Below are 18,960 nucleotides of genomic sequence, written 5' to 3' on the forward strand. Positions count from 1 at the left end.
TAATCATGAACAACAACGATGGACATGGCCGAATGAGTATGGGCAGATACCTACTTATTCTATGTCGGATCAAAGATTCTTCATTCCTGGCTTTCCTCAAGGGGGAGGACAAATGGGACCACCACCGGGATTTCCAAGCTCAACGCCTTCACCAGCTCCACCTAGTCAAGGCCAACAAGGTGGACCACCGACATCGCCACCACCGTCATTTGTTCCTACACAAGCGCAGCAACCAGAAACGTTTGCGGTTGATTCAGGCAGCATTAGAAGATGTCTGTTTAGGTTCACGTATGTATGGCTAAGAGGTGCTCAGCAATTCTGGTTCTTTCCGATTTTTGTTGGACCACGATCTGTTTCAGGATATCGTTGGACTGGGTTTAGATGGGTCTATTTCGGAGTGAGCTTACGACAAATTCAATCGTTTACGTGTGTGTAAGAGGGAGCATAGAAGGGCACTGGAAAGTTGATTTATACTTTTTCAGTGCCCTTTGAGATTGAGGGAAGCCTTTTGTGAGAAAAGAGTGGTCCCTCATTCTGTTAAAAAATGAAAATAGTCGCGTTAAAGGCTAAAATGTAATCTTCATTGAAGAATCGTTTTTCTATCGCACATCATACGATAGTTGCTATAAGTGCTTCAAAAGCAGAATCAAATGGAATCCTTATTCCACTAAAAGGAGAAAATAGTCGCTTTCCTTGCCTAGTTGTAATCTTGGTTCCGCTAATTGATTGATAAGAGTCCAATTTGATGTGGGAATGCCGAAATAGCGGAACGAGAAACCGTTCCGATGAGAAAAAGGGAATTCTAGTGAAAATAGAGGAATGAGTGGACCGTTTCCATACTGTCCTATAGGCTCAACTCCGACCTACGCCTCCGTTTGTCCAGAAACTCCAGAGCTGTACCTCTCCGTATTAACGTAGCGAGTTCTTCTGAAAGGCTAAGCCCTTGTACTGGCCACCACAGCGTAATGAAGAAAAAGCGGAAGCATCTGTCATAAGTAGAGATATGTGCTACAATGTACTTAAAGGTAAAATATGGGGTTTTTCATATGGGATGGATAATCGCTATTGTTTTGGGAGTTATATAATTAGCGAGCCGTTAAAAGTTAACATGGAGGGGTTTAATTGGAGACCGAAATCAAGTTTAGAATGGCTAACGAAAAGGATTTAGACCGTATTGTGGCAATGCTTGCTGATGACGTTTTAGGAAGTAAGCGTGAGCGTTATGAAAATCCACTTCCTCATAGTTACATGAAAGCGTTTGAGGCTATTACATCTGACCCTAATAACGAATTAATAGTAGCTTGTGACGGAAATGAAGTCGTTGGGGTTCAACAAATTACGTTTACCCCTTATATCACACATCAAGGTGGATGGAGAGCTACTATCGAAGGAGTAAGGACGTCAGCTTCGGTAAGGGGAAAGGGTGTAGGTACTGAGCTTATAAAATGGGCAATTCAACGTGCAGAAGAACGTGGTTGTCATTTAGTACAGTTGACAACTGATAAGAAAAGGCCAGATGCATTAAGGTTTTATGAACGATTAGGCTTTAAAGCAACGCATGAGGGTCTGAAGCTAAAACTATAATCACTTCTTTATTGAATAATGAGGAAGGAAGTTTAAAAATAAAGGGGCGTAATGTGCTTAAGAAGAATATACAATTCGCTTTAATACTTTTGGCTGTCCTTACAATGAAGGATGTATTTTTGGATGAAAACATCCAATGGGGTGGGAATTTTATATTTGTTGCTGTCACATTTTTATTGTATTCTTTATGGGGTTGGTCAAATACACCTTATGAATGGAATAAAAATAAAAGTAACGATAGCCGATGAAGTTGTTGTCTTATTAAACTTGGTAGCGTTTCTTGTATTAGAAACGCTTTTTGTCTGTAAATAAAAAGGAAATGAATGTTAAAATGAAGAAGTAGTTGGGTGTAATAAATAAAGAGATAAACTAAAAAAATTAATGCTAATTAAGGAGAATACATGAATATTAGAAAACTTAATAAGGGTGAAAAACCGCCAATGGAATTGTTATTGCTGGCTGATCCTTCAAGAGAGATTGTGGAGGATTATATTAAGAGGGGGGAATGTTACATAGCTGAAATCGAGCAGCGTGTAATCGGTGTTTATGTGTTACTTCCGACAAGACCAGAAACAGTTGAGCTTGTGAATGTTGCAGTCGTAGAAGAACAACATGGTCAAGGTATTGGCAAACGATTGGTCATGGATGCCATTAAGGTAGCTAGGTTAGCAGGCTACAAAACCGTTGAAATAGGAACTGGAAATTCAAGCATAGGACAGCTGGCTCTTTATCAAAAATGTGGTTTTAGAATAGTTGGAGTTGGTATAGACTTTTTTGTTAAGCATTACGAAGATGAGATTGTTGAAAATGGAATTCAGTGTAGGGATATGATTCGTTTGTCTCAAGATTTATAGGTTAGCCAGGTGAATGGTCATTGCTGCTGAATCATATAGGAGGGGACAATTGTGCTCACACATTTGGCTAACCTTTGAGGCTCAGTTATAGTATTCTCAACATTGTAAGGAAAAAAGGTATGATCTGAGCAATATAGAAATAAATTAGTCCAATTCAAGGGGGGATATGGATTGAAATTTATTTTTTTAGACTTTGATGTAATCAAAGGAGAAGAAATTGATTTACATTTGATCAAAACAGTACCAGGAAACAAGGATAAGAATTGGGTGCCCGCTTATCATTTTAATATAACATTGAGTGATTCATTTAAACCTATTGGAAACATAGATATTAGAATTGGATATAACGACAATTTATATTATGGTGGTCATATTGGCTATTCCGTTCATGAGGCAAATAGAGGCAATCACTATGCTGCAAAAGCTGTCTTGCTTTTAAGGGAAGTGGCATATGCTCATGAAATGGAAAAATTGTTCATTACGTGTAATCCAGATAACATCGCTTCAAGAAAAACATGTGAGTATGTCGGAGCTAACCTTTTAAAAATCGTTGATGTCCCAGAAGACAATGATATGTATCAGCGAGGAGAAAAGGAAAAATGTATATATGAATGGATCTGTACTTAAAGAAAGAACAGACCTTAATAGATGAAGGAGACTATTCATGGTTGTTAATGACGAAATTTACGGTGAGTTTGTAGTAGATAAAGTGCTAGAAGAGTTAATTTTATGTGAGCCTGTTCAAAGGTTAAAGGGAATTCACCAAGGGGGCGCAAGTTACTTAGTGAACGAGAAATGGAATGTAACACGTTTTGATCATTCGATTGGTGTCATGCTGCTCATTCGTAAGCTTGGTGGCTCATTAGAAGAGCAAATTGCTGGGCTATTGCATGATGTTTCCCACACCGCTTTTTCTCATGTTATTGATTTCGTTTTTGAAAATAAAGAGGAGGATTATCATGAGAAGATATATAGCTCTGTTGTGACAAACTCGGAAATTCCAGTCATTTTAACTAAGTATGGTTATAGCTTTGAGGACATTCTATTTGATGATTCTAAGTGGACATTGTTAGAACAGCCTGCACCTGAATTATGTGCGGATCGGGTAGACTATACACTTCGGGATATGTATGTTTATGGATATATTTCGTTAGAAGAAGTCAATCGTTTTTTACATAATCTAATCGTTTACGAAGGGAACATGTATCTGCAAAGCATTGAGGTAGCTGAATGGTTTGTCAGAACGTATTATAAAGAAGTCATTGATTTTTTTATGGACCCGTTGAACATATATGGTTATGATAGGTTGGCTAAGATTCTGAAGCTATCATTAGAAAAGAAAATATTAAACCTTAATGATTTCCTCGGTAAGGATGATGAATTAATAGATAAAATAAAATCATCAGAAGATCAGCAGTTGCTTAGTTTGTTCAAAAAGCTCAATCCAACTGTGCAAGTAAAAGAAGATAGAGTTGACTATGATTTGCATAGGAAAAATAAACTTCGCCTCATTGATCCATCCATAGTTAAGGATGGCGAATTAATACGAGCATCGGAATTATCAGAAACAATAAGAATGATGGGGCATACAGCATATGAGAAAGCGACAAGAGGGATGTATGTAAAAATAGTAGATAACTAAGGTTAGTAAAGAAGTATTCCCTGTTCTTCTTTCTATAATCATTTTGCCGTTTTTATATCAACTTGTAGGAGGGGCTATATGGAAGCATTAAAAACTGAAAGGTTAATTTTAAGAGAATGGAAAGAAACTGACAGCCAAGACTTATATGAATATGCTAAAAGTGAATTAGTAGGTCCTAATGCTGGATGGAAACCGCATCACAATGAAGAAGAAAGCAAAGAAATTATTAAAATGTTTATAAGAAGTAGTGATACGTATGCTGTTGTTTTAAAGGCAGAAAATAAAGTGATTGGTAGTATAGGGCTTCATGATAGAAAGCCAGACGATAGTCTTGTCGAATTAAAGCAAAAGGAAATAGGATATGTGCTACACCCTGAATATTGGGGAAGAGGGATTATTCCAGAAGCAGTAAATCGTGTAATTACATATGGTTTTAATAAACTAAATTTAGATTTAATTTGGTGTGGTCATTTTAACTTTAATCAAAACTCAAAAAGAGTAAGCGAAAAATGTGGGTTTACATACAGATTTCAAAAAAAAGAAAAGTTAAAGTTGTTAGGTAATAAGGATGTTACAACTCTATATTATTGTATGTTTAAATCTAATTATATTGAGGATAACGAATCATTTAATAAATACTAAAGTAAAGGGAGCTTCTTTCAACAAGGGATGTTTTTTCTATCATGATATTGAATTAGAATTAATATCGAGTATATTAGAAGGAATTCTCACCTCCGTTGTTGAAGAAAGTTGTAATCATTTTTTAATAGGCAGGTTTTATCCATAGAACAAGAGGTGGTGATTAAATGAAAAACGAGAAACATATATCTATGAAATCAGCCGTTCCAATATTACGGAGCTTAGACGAACAGAAAGCAAAGGCATTTTATGTAGATTATCTTGGATTCAAGATTGCTGGAGAGCACCGGTTCGATGCAGAAATGCCACTATATATGATGCTCTATAGGGATGGGTGCATCCTCCATGTATCGGAGCATGCAGGAGATTGCCAACTCGGCGGAGCTGTTCGCATCGAAACGAATCGGTTGAAAGATTATTATGAGGAGTTACTCACTAGATGTGTGGGGAAAGCCAGACCACGTATCGAAGAAGTGTCTTGGGGGTTTATGGAAATGTGTCTTGAAGATCCGTTTGGGAATCGGATTATTTTTTGTGAGAAATTATAGGTGTGTATGTATATGTTGAAAATGAATGAGAAACTGAATCTAATTATATTGAGAACAACGATTAATTTTAATTCCAACTACTTTCTAAACGTAGATCCGAATATCGGATATACTTAAGTCCTTTATTCGAATTTTTTCTATTTGCTTTTAGAATATAGAAAGAGAGAGAAAAATATGGATAATCAAACTGGAACATTTCTTAGTAAAAGCCTTGCGAATGTACAATTAGATGTTTCCATCGCAGCTTACACAAAAGTTCCAATGTCTTGGAATGATGAAGATTATACGACTGATTTTAATAAGTTATATTTCATTAAGGAAGGTGAAGGATACGTCAAAGTCAATAATGAGACATTTTATCCTAAACCAGGTGAGCTATATTTGCTTCCTTCAGGATCTGTACAATCCTACGGAACCATTAATAAAAATACATTTGGAAAATATTGGTGCCACTTCACAGCCAAAATTGGGGATTTACATTTGTTTCAGCTTATGAAAACTCCTGTATTTATCAAGCCAAATCACATTGAACTAGAGGAGAAATTCCAGCAGCTAATTATGTATATACATAGTGATCATCTCTCAAGCACCTTCCGTGTTCACTCCATCTTACTAGAAATTATTGCTATATTCATTGAAAAAAGCCATCAAGTGCATTACAAAATGAATGTATCCCCTTCCTTTGAAAAATTGGACGCAATTTTAGCGTATATTGAAGAGCATTTGGACGGAAATGTGACGGTAGGGACTCTTGCACAAATGGCCAATTTCCATCCAAATTATTTTATTTCTGTTTTTAAAAATTTCACTGGTTCCTCGCCAATTCAATACATAAATCGTCGGAAAATTGAAAAAGCAAAAGAATTACTTGTTGTAAGTGAACGTACTGTATCGGCGATTTCAGAATCCGTAGGTATGGAGCTTTCTTATTTTTCTCGAATGTTTAAAGACTTAACAGGACTCTCTCCAACTTCTTTTCGAGAATTAGCAGCGAAATCCCAAATAAAACCAAAGTAGGTTTACGGATAAAACGGATTTGCTGGCGTTGTAGTAGGACACCATCTTGAGTCAAATAAGAACGTAATTAGTGCTTTGTTTGCTTGCTCTGTCCCAATATAACGCAGAGCTTCTGCTGCATGAGCGCGTACATATCGATTTTTGTCTTGTAAGGCGATTCTCAATTGAGGAACAGCTGATTCTGCCGGCGCACCGATTCTGCATATAGAAAGACCTGCCATAAAACGAACTTGTGAATCCTCGTCTTGTAAGCAATGGATCAATCCATCTACAGCTTCCTTAACAGGATGACCGATCATTCCAAGTGCTTCTGCAACAGATCGGCGAATCAAGACAGAATAATGGTCTAATAATCGATTTAAAGCAGGAACAGCTTCAGCTGCCATATGCCTATGTTCACTAAGAGCAAAAATAGCGCGAATGACAGTTGCGGTTCGACTATCATCTAATGCGAGGATTAATCCTGGTATGGCATCTTTTCCTGCAATTGATAACCCGTACGCAGCCAGCCTTGATACATTGCCATTTTCATGTTGCAACGCGGTTAATAGGCTTTGGACGCCATACTTCCCACAGGAGGCTAATTCATAAGCGGCATTTAAGGCAATTGGTTCATAATTATTCTCTAACATGCTAAGTTTATTTTCCACAATTTTAGACGTGTGCGTGGCTGTTTTGGCCATGCTGCCCAATTTCCCCGATAACCAATTCCATGTTTCTTCCCACATCACATCATGCTGAGCAAATAATAAGCTTGTTGCTTCAGGAAGCCTCCACGTACTTTCAACATTATTCCAACTCGGCTTTGTCGGTGCTTTTGTACGCATAAACTCAAACTTTAGCATAAAGCGAGGATTTCCAAGCGTATTTGAAGTTGCACGGTGCCAAATATCATAGTGAATTAATGCAAAGGTACCTACTTCTCCAGACGCTAACACCTCCTGATCCAATTCGTCAGCATCAAAAACACGTGAATCGTAATTCTGGGTGCCAGGCAGGATTCCAGTTGGTCCCAACTCCGCTGGTGTATCCTGTGGGAAATACATGATCATCGCCCACCATGGATGATGATTTCGCATTCGATTGTAGCCCCAATAGCTGTCTTTATGCCATTCGCCGGGTACTGAAGATGCATTATAATGTCCATGTCGATGTGCATGCAGCATATAATCTGGTCCAAGCACGCTTGTCAATGCTCCAGTAATAACCGGGTGTTCAAAAACTCGTTGGAGCTCGGTTACTCTAGGTAATAAGTTATTTCCTGGATTGCCTTCCTCCTCGTAGACATTTAATAACTGATCATTTAATTTTTCATGAAATTCCTTAGAAAAATCAGTTTTTAATATAAGAAAGCCATCTGTAATAAATTTTCTCATCAGCTCATCTGTTAATAAAAGTGGATTGTTTTGTTCTGCCATTCTCTCATTGCCTCCTTTTATCATTTGTCTAACACTTCACGATTATTATAAAAGAGCTAAAATTAGAAAAACATTAAGAAAATTCATTTAAATTTACACAATACTAAGGTGTTTCCTTTAAAGGGATTCTGGTACATGCCCATTAAAGTGAGAAAAAATCATATTTATCTATTAAAATCATAACCCTTGTAAAATCGTAATCATTACGATATGATGTAAAACGTAATTATTACGAACTGGGGGAATTTACACGATGACAAGTTTGAATGATACTCTTTTTCTTGGACTTTTTAAGAAAACTGTTATTATAGTAGGAATTTTTTTAATATGCGCTGGTTTTTTAGCAGCTTGTGGGGACACATCGACGAGTACAGAAGGAGAGGGAGAGAATAAGCATATTGATTTTCTCTATAATTTCTCTACTAATTCGTTAGATCCTCATGTGGACTCAAGTTATGTTCCATTAAGAGCGGGGATTACGGAAACATTAGTAAAATTAGATGAAGAAAATTTAACGATTGCACCATGGTTAGCTGAGAGCTGGGAAGGCGAGGATGGTATCAATTGGACGATTCACCTTCGCGATAATGTGACATTCCATAATGGAAATAAAATGGATGCCAACGCAGTCAAGGCTTCACTTGAACGTGCCATTGAAGAGAATGTTGTGATGAAAAATGCATTGAAAATCGATGAAATAGAAGCAGATGGCTACACATTACATATTTCAACGACTCAACAATTTCCGGAGTTTATATCAGAGCTTGTTAATCCGAACGTGGCCATTATTGATGTGACAGAAGAGGATGTTATTAATAAACCAATTGGAACAGGGCCGTTTGTATTAGAGTCCTTTGCTCCGGGAAGTAGACTTCATTTAACACGTTTCGATGATTATTGGGATGGTGTTTCAATGCTTGACTCTGTTACATTTTCATTTAATGAGGATGCTAATGCCCGTTCGTTTGCATTAAAGTCTGGAGAAGTTGATATTGTCTATCGTCCAGAGGTAGAGAGTCTTGAATCTTTGGAGGAGATGGGAGAGATTAAAGTAGAATCGACAGCAACATTCCGGGTTCATCAAATAACGATGAATATGCAAAGAGAGAGTATCCAGGATGTTCATGTTCGTCGAGCGATCGATGCGTTGATTAATCGCCAACAAATTGTCGATACGATTCTTCTTGGTCATGCCGAAGCGGCTGAAGGGCCATTTTTACCTTCTTTGCCTTTTGCCCCTTCATACGAAGAGCGTCAATCAGGTTCTGATGCAGCGATTGCATATTTAGAGGAAGCAGGATATACGCTTGAAGATGGGATCATGCAAAAAGACGGGGAACCGCTACAATTTACGTTATTAACTTATAGCGCAAGAGCAGATCTACCATTAATCGCTCAAGTATTTCAATCAGATGCAAAACAAATTGGCATTGATGTAGAGATTCGTCAAATCGATACTCCAGAAGACTATATGGCATCTAACCGTGATTGGGATTTGGCTACATACAGCAATTTAACGGCTCCTCGTGGTGATGCGGGGTATTATTTGAATGCGACTTATCACCCAACTGGGGCGTTAAATTTCAGTGGTGTCGAAAATCCTGAGCTAACAGAAATGATCGATGAGCTTAATCAAACGGTTTATCAAGAAGATCGCGCCATTCTTGCGGAACGTATAGCTGATTATGTAAATGAAAATATGATTAATTCCTTTGTATTACACCCTTCGACCATTGTTGCTTATAACGAAGACAAAGTTGAAAATTGGGTGACAACGAAAAGTGAGTATTACATGATTACGAATCTATTGGATGTGAAGTAAATTGTTATCCATTCTTACACGGAAATTTCTTGAAGTTCTCTTTTTCATCATGTTTATCACTTTTATTAGCTTCTTGTTTATTCGGCTTACTCCTGGTGATCCGGTGTTGACGATTTTAAATGTTGATGAACTTTCGGTGAGCCAAGAGCAAGTGGAAGCATTACGAGAGGATATGGGGTTTAATAAGCCGTTGCTCATTCAATATGGGCATTGGCTTCTTAATTTTGTCCAACTTGATTTCGGTCATTCCTATGCTACAGGTCAACCTGTCATGGATATGATCATGATGGGACTTCCAGCCACTCTAGAATTAACAGTAGGCTCGCTTATTGTCATGTTGGCGATAGCGGTCCCACTAGGCTCAGTATCAGCGCTGTATCGCAATAGTTGGATTGACCAGGTAAGCAGGTTGCTTTCCATATTCGGTGCTGCAATTCCTAGCTTTTGGCTGGGGCTCATTTTTATTGATTTATTTGGTGTGCGCCTTAATTGGTTGCCTACAATGGGCAGGGATGGTTATGTGACATTAATTCTACCTGCTCTCACCCTTGGACTCGCTATTTCAAGTGTTTACGTACGTTTGTTACGTTCAAGTTTGCTAGATTCATTAAGTCAAGAATTTATACGTGCAGCAAGAGCGCGGGGATTGACAGAACGTCGTATATTCTTTGTTCATGCATTTCGACATAGTCTACCACCTGTTATTACGGTGTTTGGAGTAAGCTTAGGAAGTTTGATCGGTGGTGTTGTCGTGGTCGAAGTTCTATTTGCTTATCCAGGAATCGGAAAAATGGTCGTGGATGCGATCCGACAACGCGATTATCCTCTTATACAGGGCTACATATTGATTATGGGGGTCATCGTTTTTATGGCTAATACATGTGTTGACCTTTCTTATCGATATTTAAATCCAGAAATGAAATTAAAAGAAAGAGAGAACAGCTGATGAAAGGTTTTTCGCTAAAGACGTTCAAAGGAAATAATAGACACAGTTGGCAGCTAGTTATCGTTTCCTTTTTTATTGTATTTGTGATCGCAACAGTCATTTATACATTTTTCTATTTGCGTTATGATCCGACTTTAACGAATTTAGAAGGTCGCCTTCAGAAGATTAGCTTTCAACATCCATTAGGAACCGATCATCTAGGTCGGGATGTGTTAACTAGACTTTTACTAGGTGGCCAGCAAACGATTGGATACAGTTTACTTGCACTTGTCGCGGCTGTTTTGATTGGAATTCCCTTTGGCCTTATTGCTGGATACAAACGAGGAATGATTGATCGTATTTTTATGCGCATTGCAGATGGTTTTTTAGCTTTTCCAGATACGATTGTTGCGATTGTGCTTGCTGGTCTACTAGGAGCAGGAATTGGGAACCTCGTATTAGCTATTATTTTGGTGAAATGGGTGAATTATGCTAGGCTCGTGCGGAGTACAGTATTAACGGAAGTTCAAAAAGAGTATGTACTCGTTGCGCGAATTAATGGATTGCCGGCCTCTACGATTATGAGTAAGCACCTGTTACCGCACATTGTAGGCCATGTGCTTGTCATGGGCAGTCTTGATCTTGGGAAAATTATATTACTCATTTCAGCATTTTCGTATATTGGTCTAGGCGCTCAGCCGCCAACTCCTGAATGGGGAGCAATGTTAAACGATTCACGTCCTTATTTCCAATCGATGCCTGAATTAATGATTTATCCAGGTCTTGCGATTGTCATTGTCGTATTGATATCCAATATGGTAGGCGATTATTTTCGAGATCGCTTTGATGTGAAAAAGGAGGTTCGGCAATGATTCTAGCCATTGATCATGTAACGATTAGTAGTCAAAAAAAGAAAATTGTTGACGAAGTTTCCTTGTCTGTTCATAAAGGTGAGTGGTATGCAATTGTTGGGCAAAGCGGAAGTGGAAAAAGTCTGCTTTCGCAAGCGATTGGTCAAATGCTACCGAATAACATGCATGCTGAGGGCAAAATTCAGTTTCAAGAACACGATTTATTGTCACTACCAGCTAAACAAATGCAAAGTATAAGAGGGAATAAGTTATCTTATATTTTTCAAGACTATCAAGGTTCATTTACGCCTTTTCGGACGATTAGCCAGCATTTTAATGAGTATTTGAAGTCGCGCGGGTTATCATCAGCAAAGAATAGAGAAGAGTTGGCGCTTAAGGCGATTGAGTCTGTTGGATTAGATGAATCGTTGTACCAACAGTATCCGTTCCAGCTAAGTGGAGGCCAACTGCAGCGTGCGTCTATTGCGTTGGCTCTTCTTTTGTCTCCGGAATTGGTCATTGCTGATGAAGTGACAACGGCTCTTGATAGCGTATCTGGTCACCGTATTTTAGAATTGCTTGCTAAGAAGCAAAAAGAAACAGGGTGTGCGATTTTATTTATTACTCATGATTGGCGTCATGTCAGACGCTACGCGAACCGTATAGCTGTCATGAAAGAAGGGAAAATAGTGGAAGCAGGTGGAAAGCATCGTATTCTTGACCATCCGCAGCATGAATATACGAAACAATTAATTAAAGCTGCGCCTGTGTTTGGAAATAGTCTTCCATCTGGTTTGCAGAAGGTGGATAATGAATGAGTATGCTTACTGTCAAAAATGTAAAGAAAACATATAAAGATGGACATCCAGCTGTAAACAATGTTTCATTTGAATTGAAAAAGGGTGAATGCTTAGGCTTAGTTGGTGAAAGTGGTTGTGGAAAAAGTACATTAGCTCGTTGCATACTTCGGGTTGAATCGATTGATAGTGGTGCGATCTATTTTAAGGAACAGGCGATTGAACAGCTGAATGAGCGACAGCTAAGACCATTCCGGAAAAACATCCAAATCGTGCTTCAAAATCCAACTGCTGCTCTCAATCCTAAACTAAAAATAAAAGATTCTTTGTTAGACCCTTACATCCAGTATCAAAATGAACTGACATTAACTCATTTTTCCTACAGCTCAAAGGATGCCTTCGTAAAGCAGCTTCTTGAGGCTGTTAGTTTACCAGCATCTATCCAATCGTTATCCTCATGAAATTAGTGGGGGACAAAGACAGCGGGTAACCATTGCCCGGGCTATCAGCATTGAACCAGATCTCATTGTTTTAGATGAACCGACAGCAAGCCTTGATGTGATTTCACAAGGAGAGGTTCTGAATCTATTGAAGGAGCTTCAAACAACATTACAGCTATCCTATTTGTTTATTTCACATGACCTCGCAGCAGTAAGTCAAATGAGTCAGCGGATTATGGTGATGAAGAATGGGAAATTGCTCGATCAATTTAGTCAGATTGACCTTTTCGACGAAGAGCGCCATCCTTATACGAAGGAACTGATTTCGATTTTTTAATGGTGTAGGAGATGAAAAGGGATAAAAGTAATAAGTATTAATACGATGGAATAAATATTTTGTTTGGTTGGTTTATTATGGGTTTCTTAGGAGAATTAACGTGACCAGTCTTTCTACTGTATATGTAGCTAGTCTCTAGTTTGATTTGGCTCGTCGTCTTTCAAATGTATTCGTGTGATTGAAAGTAACTGGGGAGTGGTACTGGTTGCGGAAAAAGCAAAATGTGATTACGAAAATTAGTGGAAAAGAATAAAATAGATTTACAGTCTAGAGTCGTTGTGAAAAGAAACGACTCTTTTTTGCATTCCTCAAACGCCACGAACATCGACACCTTCTATATAAGTGACGTTGAACGATGAAAAAAGACTTAACCTCAATAGGATTTTTGGGATGGATATATGGTTAAAAGCTATAGTTTCTGTCATGAATCACAATGTAAACCCTTACATTATTCTATGTTCGGATAACATCATTCTATTTATTTTTAGTTAATTAACTAGTAAAATTTTAGTTATATTATATATTTTAACAAAAATATAATTATAGGAGGGTTAAAATGAAAAAAAAGGGGCTATTTTTCATTGTTCTATTGGCATTGTTATTATTCATCATGGTTGCTTGTGGGAACAATTCAGACACTGCTGGGGACAATGGTGGTGGAACAGCAGGAGACAACGATACTAACTCTAATGAAGAACAAGAAGGATCAGGGGAGGAGGCGACACTTAGATTTGCGATTTGGGACTCGAATCAAGAGCCAGGGCTGCGACAAATAGCAGATGAATTTCAAGCAGAAAACCCAGGAATCAACATTAATATTCAAGTGAATGGCTGGAGTGACTATTGGACAGCGCTTGAGGCAGGGGCGACTGGTGGCTCCTTACCTGATGTGTTTTGGATGCATTCAAATGAAATTTATCGCTATTCATCTAATGAGATGTTATTGAATTTAAATGACTATATTGATAGCAGTAGTCTAGTTGAGATGGACAAATTTCCTGAAGGTTTGACATCCATCTACAATCATGAAGGGAATCAGTATGCCATTCCAAAAGATTATGACACGATTGGACTTTGGTACAACAAAACGATGTTCGATGAAGCTGACGTTTCTTATCCAGATGACACATGGACATGGGATGATTTATATGAAGCAGCACAAGCACTTACTAAAGATGATGGATCACAATATGGTATTTTAACACCGTTACACAATCAAGAGGGTTATTATAACTTTGTTTACCAAAATGGTGGAACGATTATTACTGACGATAAAGTATCGGGGTATGATGATCCGAACACAATTGAAGCGCTTGAATATTATGTTCGTTTTGTAGAGGAAGGTTTATCTCCACAAGAGTTTGGTGATGCAGAAAGAGCGAACCATCTCCAAAATGGATATGCTGCGATGGGATTCTTTGGTTCATGGAATTTAACAGGGTTTACTGAAAACGAATACATGGTAGAGAACTTTGATGTAGCCGTATTACCAGCTGCAAATGACGGTGGAAGAGCTTCTATCTTTAATGGACTTGGCAATGCGATTGCTCATAATACCGAGCACCCTGAGGCTGCGTGGAAATGGGTAGAGTATTTAAGTTCTGAAGAAGGTCAAACAAAACAAGCTGAGCTAGGTATTGCTATTTCAGCATATGACGGAGTAGCTGACGCATGGATCAATTCTAACGATGTGTATGATATTGGTGTATTTATTGATATGGTCGATTATGCACAAATTAGACCATATTCGAATACAACAGCGGTTTGGGAAGATAGGACGTATGAAGAACTAAGAGGTGCATTTACTGGTAATAAAACCGTAGAACAAGCTGCAAACGATGCGGCGGCCATTATGAATGAAAGCCTTTCGCAAGAATAATAGAACATGAAGATAGATACGGTAACATAATCTGGTGTTGCCGTATCTATCTCAAGTATTATTTGCTTCAATACGAAGAAAGTATTCTTAAGCTGGAGGTGAGAAAATGACTATATCAAACATGGTGAAACGAAAGCCAACCAAGAGACAATTAAATGAATGGTATTGGGCATGGTTTTTAATAGCTCCAACAATGATTGGCCTTGTTATTCTAAACATCATACCGATCGTTCAGACGTTGTATTTAAGTTTATTTAGAACAGGGGATTTTGGTCAAGGGAATGTATTCGTAGGTTTGGATAACTATATACGGATGTTGAGCGATGTTCAAGTTTGGCGAGCGACAGCTAATACGTTGCTGTACACCATCATTGTCATTCCAATCTCTATATCGATTTCACTCGTTGTAGCCGTTTTCTTGAATGAAAAAATCTTTGCTAGAACTACATATCGCACGATTTACTTTATACCGATGATTGCTGCTCCAGCTGCAGTAACGATGGTTTGGAAGTGGTTGTATAATAACCAATTCGGTATTATCAACTATATGCTAGAAGGGATTGGATTAAGTCGAGTCGATTGGATTAATGATCCCAATGTTGCACTTATTTCTGTATCGATTATTGGAATTTGGAGTATTATCGGGTACAACGTTGTTCTTATGTTGGCGGGGTTACAGGAAATACCGAAGGATTACTATGAGGCTTCGATGATTGACGGAGCTGGCCCATTATCGAAACTTTTAAATGTAACAATCCCTTTGCTGTCACCAACGTTATTTTTTATTACTGTTACAACTATTATTCAATCTATGCAAGTATTTGATTTTATTTATATGATGATCGATGTGACAAGTCCAGCATATGATAGCACCGTTTCATTAGTTTATTTATTTTACAATAATTCATTTAGGTATAGCGAAAGAGGTTATGGCTCAGCTATTGTGATGTTGCTACTAATTATTATTTTAATCATGACCGTGTTCCAAATGAAAGCACAGAAAAAGTGGGTTAATTATTAGTGAAGGAGGTGATTAATCATGCATTCGAATCGAAATAAGATATTAAAAAGAATAGGTATCCATACGTTTTTGATTGCTGGAGCGATTATCATGATTTTCCCCTTTGTATGGATGGTGCTCACTTCTTTTAAAACGGTAACTGAATCGACATCCATGAATCCATTTGTTTTCTTTCCTAGTGAGTGGAGATGGGAAAACTATACGGTCGTATTAGAACAAAATAATTTTATTATTCTTTATTACAATACGTTAGCGATGATGTTTTGGCGTGTTATATGTGGAGTGCTATTTAGTGCGATGGCCGCTTTTGCATTTGCCAGGCTTACATTCCCAGGCAGGAACTTTCTATTCGGTATGGTTCTCTTTCAAATGATGGTTCCAGTACAAATCTTTATCATTCCACAATATTTAATGGTCGATGCTGTGGGAATGAGAGACACGATATTCGCCTTAGCATTTCCGGGTTTAGTTAGTGCTTTTGGAACTTTTTTATTAAGACAATTTTTCATGCAACTTCCGAAGGAGTTAGAGGAAGCGGCGATATTGGACGGAGCTAATATTGGTCAAATATTCTTACGTATTATGCTTCCTTTAGTCCGATCAGGCTTAATCGCACTTGGTATTTTTACGGCATTATTCGCATTCAAAGATTTAATGTGGCCGCTTATCATAAATTCTGATCCGGAATCGGCAGTCTTATCGTCTGCGTTAGCGAGAATTCAAGGAGCGTATTCAGTGATTTATCCTCAGCTAATGGCTGTATCAGTACTTGCCATTTGGCCAATGCTCATTGTGTATTTAATGTTCCAACGAAAATTTATCGAGGGTATTTCAACTTCAGGTGGAAAACTATAATTCTCCCTAATCATTATAGTTCGAAATGGTTCACTTAGCAGGAGCTTGGAACAGAGAACGAGATGTGAAAGTAACAAGAGCAAGGTCCACAAGAGTTAAGGGTGTTCAAAAACTTTTGAGGTGCCCTAAGTTTAAAGGTAAGAGGGGGCACGTGCTCACATACTCTTGAAAAAGCTAATGGATTTTTTAGTTATTTTTTGTCTGAAAATAAAGGGTCTTGTTTTTGGGCTCGGTACCTTTTGGGGCTTATTCGATAATAGTTTTTGAACACTTTTGAAAAGGTTAATGGGTTTGTATACCCAACTTCAGCAGCAATTTCATTAACGAGTAGATCAGTAGTTTTTAACAGCGTGCAAGCCTTTTCAAGACGATATTTAACTAAGTATTCTTGTGGCGATACTTTTAAGATTTTCTTGAAAATGGTTGTTAAGTAACTGCGATTAATCCCAATATAGTTGGCGATATCATGTATCTTAATGTTCTTTTCATAATTATGTGAAATGAATTCAAGTGCATGTTCAACATAAATGTGAAAAGGATAATCATAGCTTTTCGATTCTTTAGTCGCCATGTGATCCTTTTCTTGAATTAATGAAGAAAGAAACATATAGAGATACCCTTCACGTTTCAGTTCATTAGCATAAGTGAGTTTACTGGCATCTAACATGTTATTGACATAATTCGTTAAGTCTTCTTCGCATTTAAATGTTTGCACACGTTTCTCTTTACTAAATGATGCGTTGATTAGACATGTTTCTGCTTTTAAACCGTCAAATCCGATCCAAATGTATGTCCACGGATCATTTTTATCAGCTTCATAGTAAGTAACTTCAGAAGGATAGATTAGAAAGGCTTCATTTTTACTAATGTGATAAGTTTTACTACCTACTTTCAAAATTCCTTTACCTTTAATAATGTAATGCAATAAATACTCAGTGCGGCTTACAGGTCCATACGAGTGGTTGGGGTCACATTCTTCTTTGCCACAATAACAGAGGTATAAGTCATAAGAATTCTTTTTCAAATGTTCTAAACACTTGTAGCGCGCTGAATTAGTGAATTTAGTCTGCATAAACATTTCTCCTTAGAAATATCGTAAACTCTCATTTATCATATCACTCCATGTAGATTATGGTCTAGCTACGAGCGATGAACCATTTAGTAGATATAGTAGAACAAATATCTATCACACATGTAAATGTTAACATTCATTTTAATTTCGCAAAAGATGAGGTGCCACTTCATGGTAACTATAACGGATGTTGCTGAAGCAGCTAATGTTTCAATTGCAACAGTTTCTAGAGTATTAAACAACGATAAGAAGATGAGTGTATCCATTCAAACAAGGCAACGAATTTTGGAAATCTCAAAAAAATTGGGATATGTCCCAGTAAAACAAAGAAATTTTGATAAAGGTGAGCCAGTACATAAAACACATATCGGCATTATCATGTATTGCTCTCAACAATACGAGTGGGATGATGTGTATTTTATGTCTATCCGAAAAGGGATTGAAAAAGAGTGCAATCGAAAAGGTCTAACTATTAAAAAAATCTTTCATCTCGGTAATGGTCCTAGTTTAGATAATAGCGTTCTGAGAGAATTAGATGGTGTTATTTTCGTTGGTGGTCCGAGTGAACTAGAGGAAGCCCTCTTATATCGCCGGTTTGATTCAAATATTGTCTATGTTAATCACCTAGCAAACAATGGTCAATATGATCATATCAGTATTCATTTTAAAAAGGCTACACAAAAAGTATTATATTACCTTTTCTCATTAGGACATAAACAAATTGGCTACATAGGGGGAATTGAGCATCGTGGTCAAACGGGACCTGAGATTGAAAACCCGCGGAAGGTTGCTTTTCAAGAAATTATGATGAAGGAAGGTCTTTACTATGATGAATTTGTTCAACTTTCGAATGGCTTTTTGATGCATGATGGTTATCAAAGCATGAAGAAAATCTTACAGAAGGGGACGCTACCGACGGCTTACTTTGTGGCAAGTGATGCAATGGCTATTGGAGTTATACGAGCATTGCATGAGGTGAATATTAACGTGCCAGGTGATGTTAGTATTGTTAGTTTTAATGATATTGATATGGCGGAATATACTCAACCTTCTTTGACAACTATTAAGGTCCATACGGAAGAAATGGGGAAATATGCGGTCAAAATGCTATTGGATCGTTTTGAAGGGAGAGATATTCCGATAAATGTACTATTTCCTACTAATCTAATCATCAGAGAAAGCACAAAAGCGTTAAATGTGAGTAAAAATCGTAACTCAGCTAGTGAAATAACTAAAGTCTAAAATAGAAAAAATTGATT

19 protein-coding genes and 1 pseudogene are annotated in these 18,960 nt (G+C 37.7%); 18 read left to right on the forward strand and 2 right to left on the reverse strand.

The features are described from left to right. The first annotated feature begins 61 nt into the window (after positions 1-61). The 9 genes from JCM9152_RS03375 (at position 62) to JCM9152_RS03415 (ending at position 6,284) form a co-directional block, all read left to right on the forward strand. On the forward strand, positions 62-436 hold the full coding sequence (locus JCM9152_RS03375) for a hypothetical protein (RefSeq protein WP_148296429.1): 375 nt from the start codon (positions 62-64) through the stop codon (positions 434-436). 710 nt (positions 437-1,146) lie between these two features. Continuing rightward, positions 1,147-1,584, forward strand: a complete 438-nt coding sequence (locus JCM9152_RS03380; protein ID WP_439644189.1) for a GNAT family N-acetyltransferase — start codon at positions 1,147-1,149, stop codon at positions 1,582-1,584. A 123-nt stretch (positions 1,585-1,707) separates the two neighbouring features. After that, positions 1,708-1,896: a hypothetical protein gene (locus JCM9152_RS22260; protein ID WP_148296426.1), complete on the forward strand. Its 189-nt coding sequence runs from the start codon at positions 1,708-1,710 to the stop codon at positions 1,894-1,896. Between the two features lie 89 nt (positions 1,897-1,985). After that, positions 1,986-2,438 (forward strand): GNAT family N-acetyltransferase, encoded by a 453-nt coding sequence (locus JCM9152_RS03390; RefSeq protein ID WP_035340933.1) that lies wholly within the window; start codon positions 1,986-1,988, stop codon positions 2,436-2,438. 171 nt (positions 2,439-2,609) lie between these two features. Then, entirely contained in the window at positions 2,610-3,065 is a 456-nt protein-coding gene (locus JCM9152_RS03395) for a GNAT family N-acetyltransferase (RefSeq protein ID WP_052015520.1), read from the forward strand. 37 nt (positions 3,066-3,102) lie between these two features. Beyond that, positions 3,103-4,080: an HD domain-containing protein gene (locus JCM9152_RS03400; protein ID WP_035340937.1), complete on the forward strand. Its 978-nt coding sequence runs from the start codon at positions 3,103-3,105 to the stop codon at positions 4,078-4,080. Between the two features lie 78 nt (positions 4,081-4,158). After that, positions 4,159-4,722 carry a GNAT family N-acetyltransferase gene (locus JCM9152_RS03405; protein ID WP_035340940.1) on the forward strand — a complete coding sequence of 188 codons (564 nt, stop codon included), beginning with the start codon at positions 4,159-4,161 and terminating at the stop codon, positions 4,720-4,722. Between the two features lie 164 nt (positions 4,723-4,886). Next, entirely contained in the window at positions 4,887-5,267 is a 381-nt protein-coding gene (locus JCM9152_RS03410; RefSeq protein ID WP_052015522.1) for a glyoxalase superfamily protein, read from the forward strand. A gap of 174 nt (positions 5,268-5,441) precedes the next feature. Next, positions 5,442-6,284 carry an AraC family transcriptional regulator gene (locus tag JCM9152_RS03415; protein WP_035340942.1) on the forward strand — a complete coding sequence of 281 codons (843 nt, stop codon included), beginning with the start codon at positions 5,442-5,444 and terminating at the stop codon, positions 6,282-6,284. Positions 6,285-6,286: 2 nt separating this feature from the next. Here JCM9152_RS03415 and JCM9152_RS03420 read toward each other — a convergent pair whose 3' ends face one another. Further along, positions 6,287-7,702 (reverse strand): HEAT repeat domain-containing protein, encoded by a 1,416-nt coding sequence (locus JCM9152_RS03420; RefSeq protein WP_035340944.1) that lies wholly within the window; start codon positions 7,700-7,702, stop codon positions 6,287-6,289. Between the two features lie 253 nt (positions 7,703-7,955). On the opposite strand from JCM9152_RS03420, the gene nikA reads away from it, so the two are divergent. From nikA to JCM9152_RS03460, 8 genes and pseudogenes are all read left to right on the forward strand, one after another. Continuing rightward, the gene (gene nikA / locus JCM9152_RS03425; protein ID WP_052015524.1) at positions 7,956-9,524 is read left to right on the forward strand and encodes a nickel ABC transporter substrate-binding protein; all 1,569 of its coding nucleotides are present in this window, start codon (positions 7,956-7,958) and stop codon (positions 9,522-9,524) included. Position 9,525: 1 nt separating this feature from the next. Next, positions 9,526-10,470, forward strand: a complete 945-nt coding sequence (gene nikB / locus JCM9152_RS03430; RefSeq protein WP_035340946.1) for a nickel ABC transporter permease — start codon at positions 9,526-9,528, stop codon at positions 10,468-10,470. After that, entirely contained in the window at positions 10,470-11,321 is an 852-nt protein-coding gene (gene nikC / locus JCM9152_RS03435) for a nickel transporter permease (protein WP_052015526.1), read from the forward strand. Before nikB ends, nikC begins: the two co-directional genes overlap by 1 nt. Next, a complete protein-coding gene (locus JCM9152_RS03440; RefSeq protein ID WP_035340949.1) occupies positions 11,318-12,118 on the forward strand; it encodes an ABC transporter ATP-binding protein in 801 nt (266 codons plus the stop codon). Before nikC ends, JCM9152_RS03440 begins: the two co-directional genes overlap by 4 nt. Continuing rightward, positions 12,115-12,874 (forward strand): annotated as a pseudogene (locus tag JCM9152_RS03445) (ABC transporter ATP-binding protein). Before JCM9152_RS03440 ends, JCM9152_RS03445 begins: the two are co-directional and overlap by 4 nt. Before the next feature lie 556 nt (positions 12,875-13,430). Beyond that, positions 13,431-14,753 (forward strand): ABC transporter substrate-binding protein, encoded by a 1,323-nt coding sequence (locus tag JCM9152_RS03450; RefSeq protein WP_035340951.1) that lies wholly within the window; start codon positions 13,431-13,433, stop codon positions 14,751-14,753. Between the two features lie 106 nt (positions 14,754-14,859). Then, a complete protein-coding gene (locus JCM9152_RS03455; RefSeq protein WP_235715610.1) occupies positions 14,860-15,774 on the forward strand; it encodes a carbohydrate ABC transporter permease in 915 nt (304 codons plus the stop codon). A gap of 18 nt (positions 15,775-15,792) precedes the next feature. Further along, positions 15,793-16,629, forward strand: a complete 837-nt coding sequence (locus JCM9152_RS03460; protein ID WP_035340952.1) for a carbohydrate ABC transporter permease — start codon at positions 15,793-15,795, stop codon at positions 16,627-16,629. Between the two features lie 190 nt (positions 16,630-16,819). On the opposite strand, the gene JCM9152_RS03465 is transcribed toward JCM9152_RS03460, so the two are convergent. Next, a complete protein-coding gene (locus JCM9152_RS03465; protein WP_035340955.1) occupies positions 16,820-17,701 on the reverse strand; it encodes an AraC family transcriptional regulator in 882 nt (293 codons plus the stop codon). Between the two features lie 171 nt (positions 17,702-17,872). Between JCM9152_RS03465 and JCM9152_RS03470 the strand changes: the two genes are divergently transcribed. Beyond that, positions 17,873-18,943: a LacI family DNA-binding transcriptional regulator gene (locus JCM9152_RS03470; RefSeq protein ID WP_052015528.1), complete on the forward strand. Its 1,071-nt coding sequence runs from the start codon at positions 17,873-17,875 to the stop codon at positions 18,941-18,943. Positions 18,944-18,960: the final 17 nt, after the last annotated feature.

Origin of the sequence: Halalkalibacter hemicellulosilyticusJCM 9152 (genome assembly GCF_000513115.1) — a bacterium.
Taxonomy (GTDB): Bacteria; Bacillota; Bacilli; order Bacillales; family Bacillaceae_D; genus Halalkalibacter; species Halalkalibacter hemicellulosilyticus.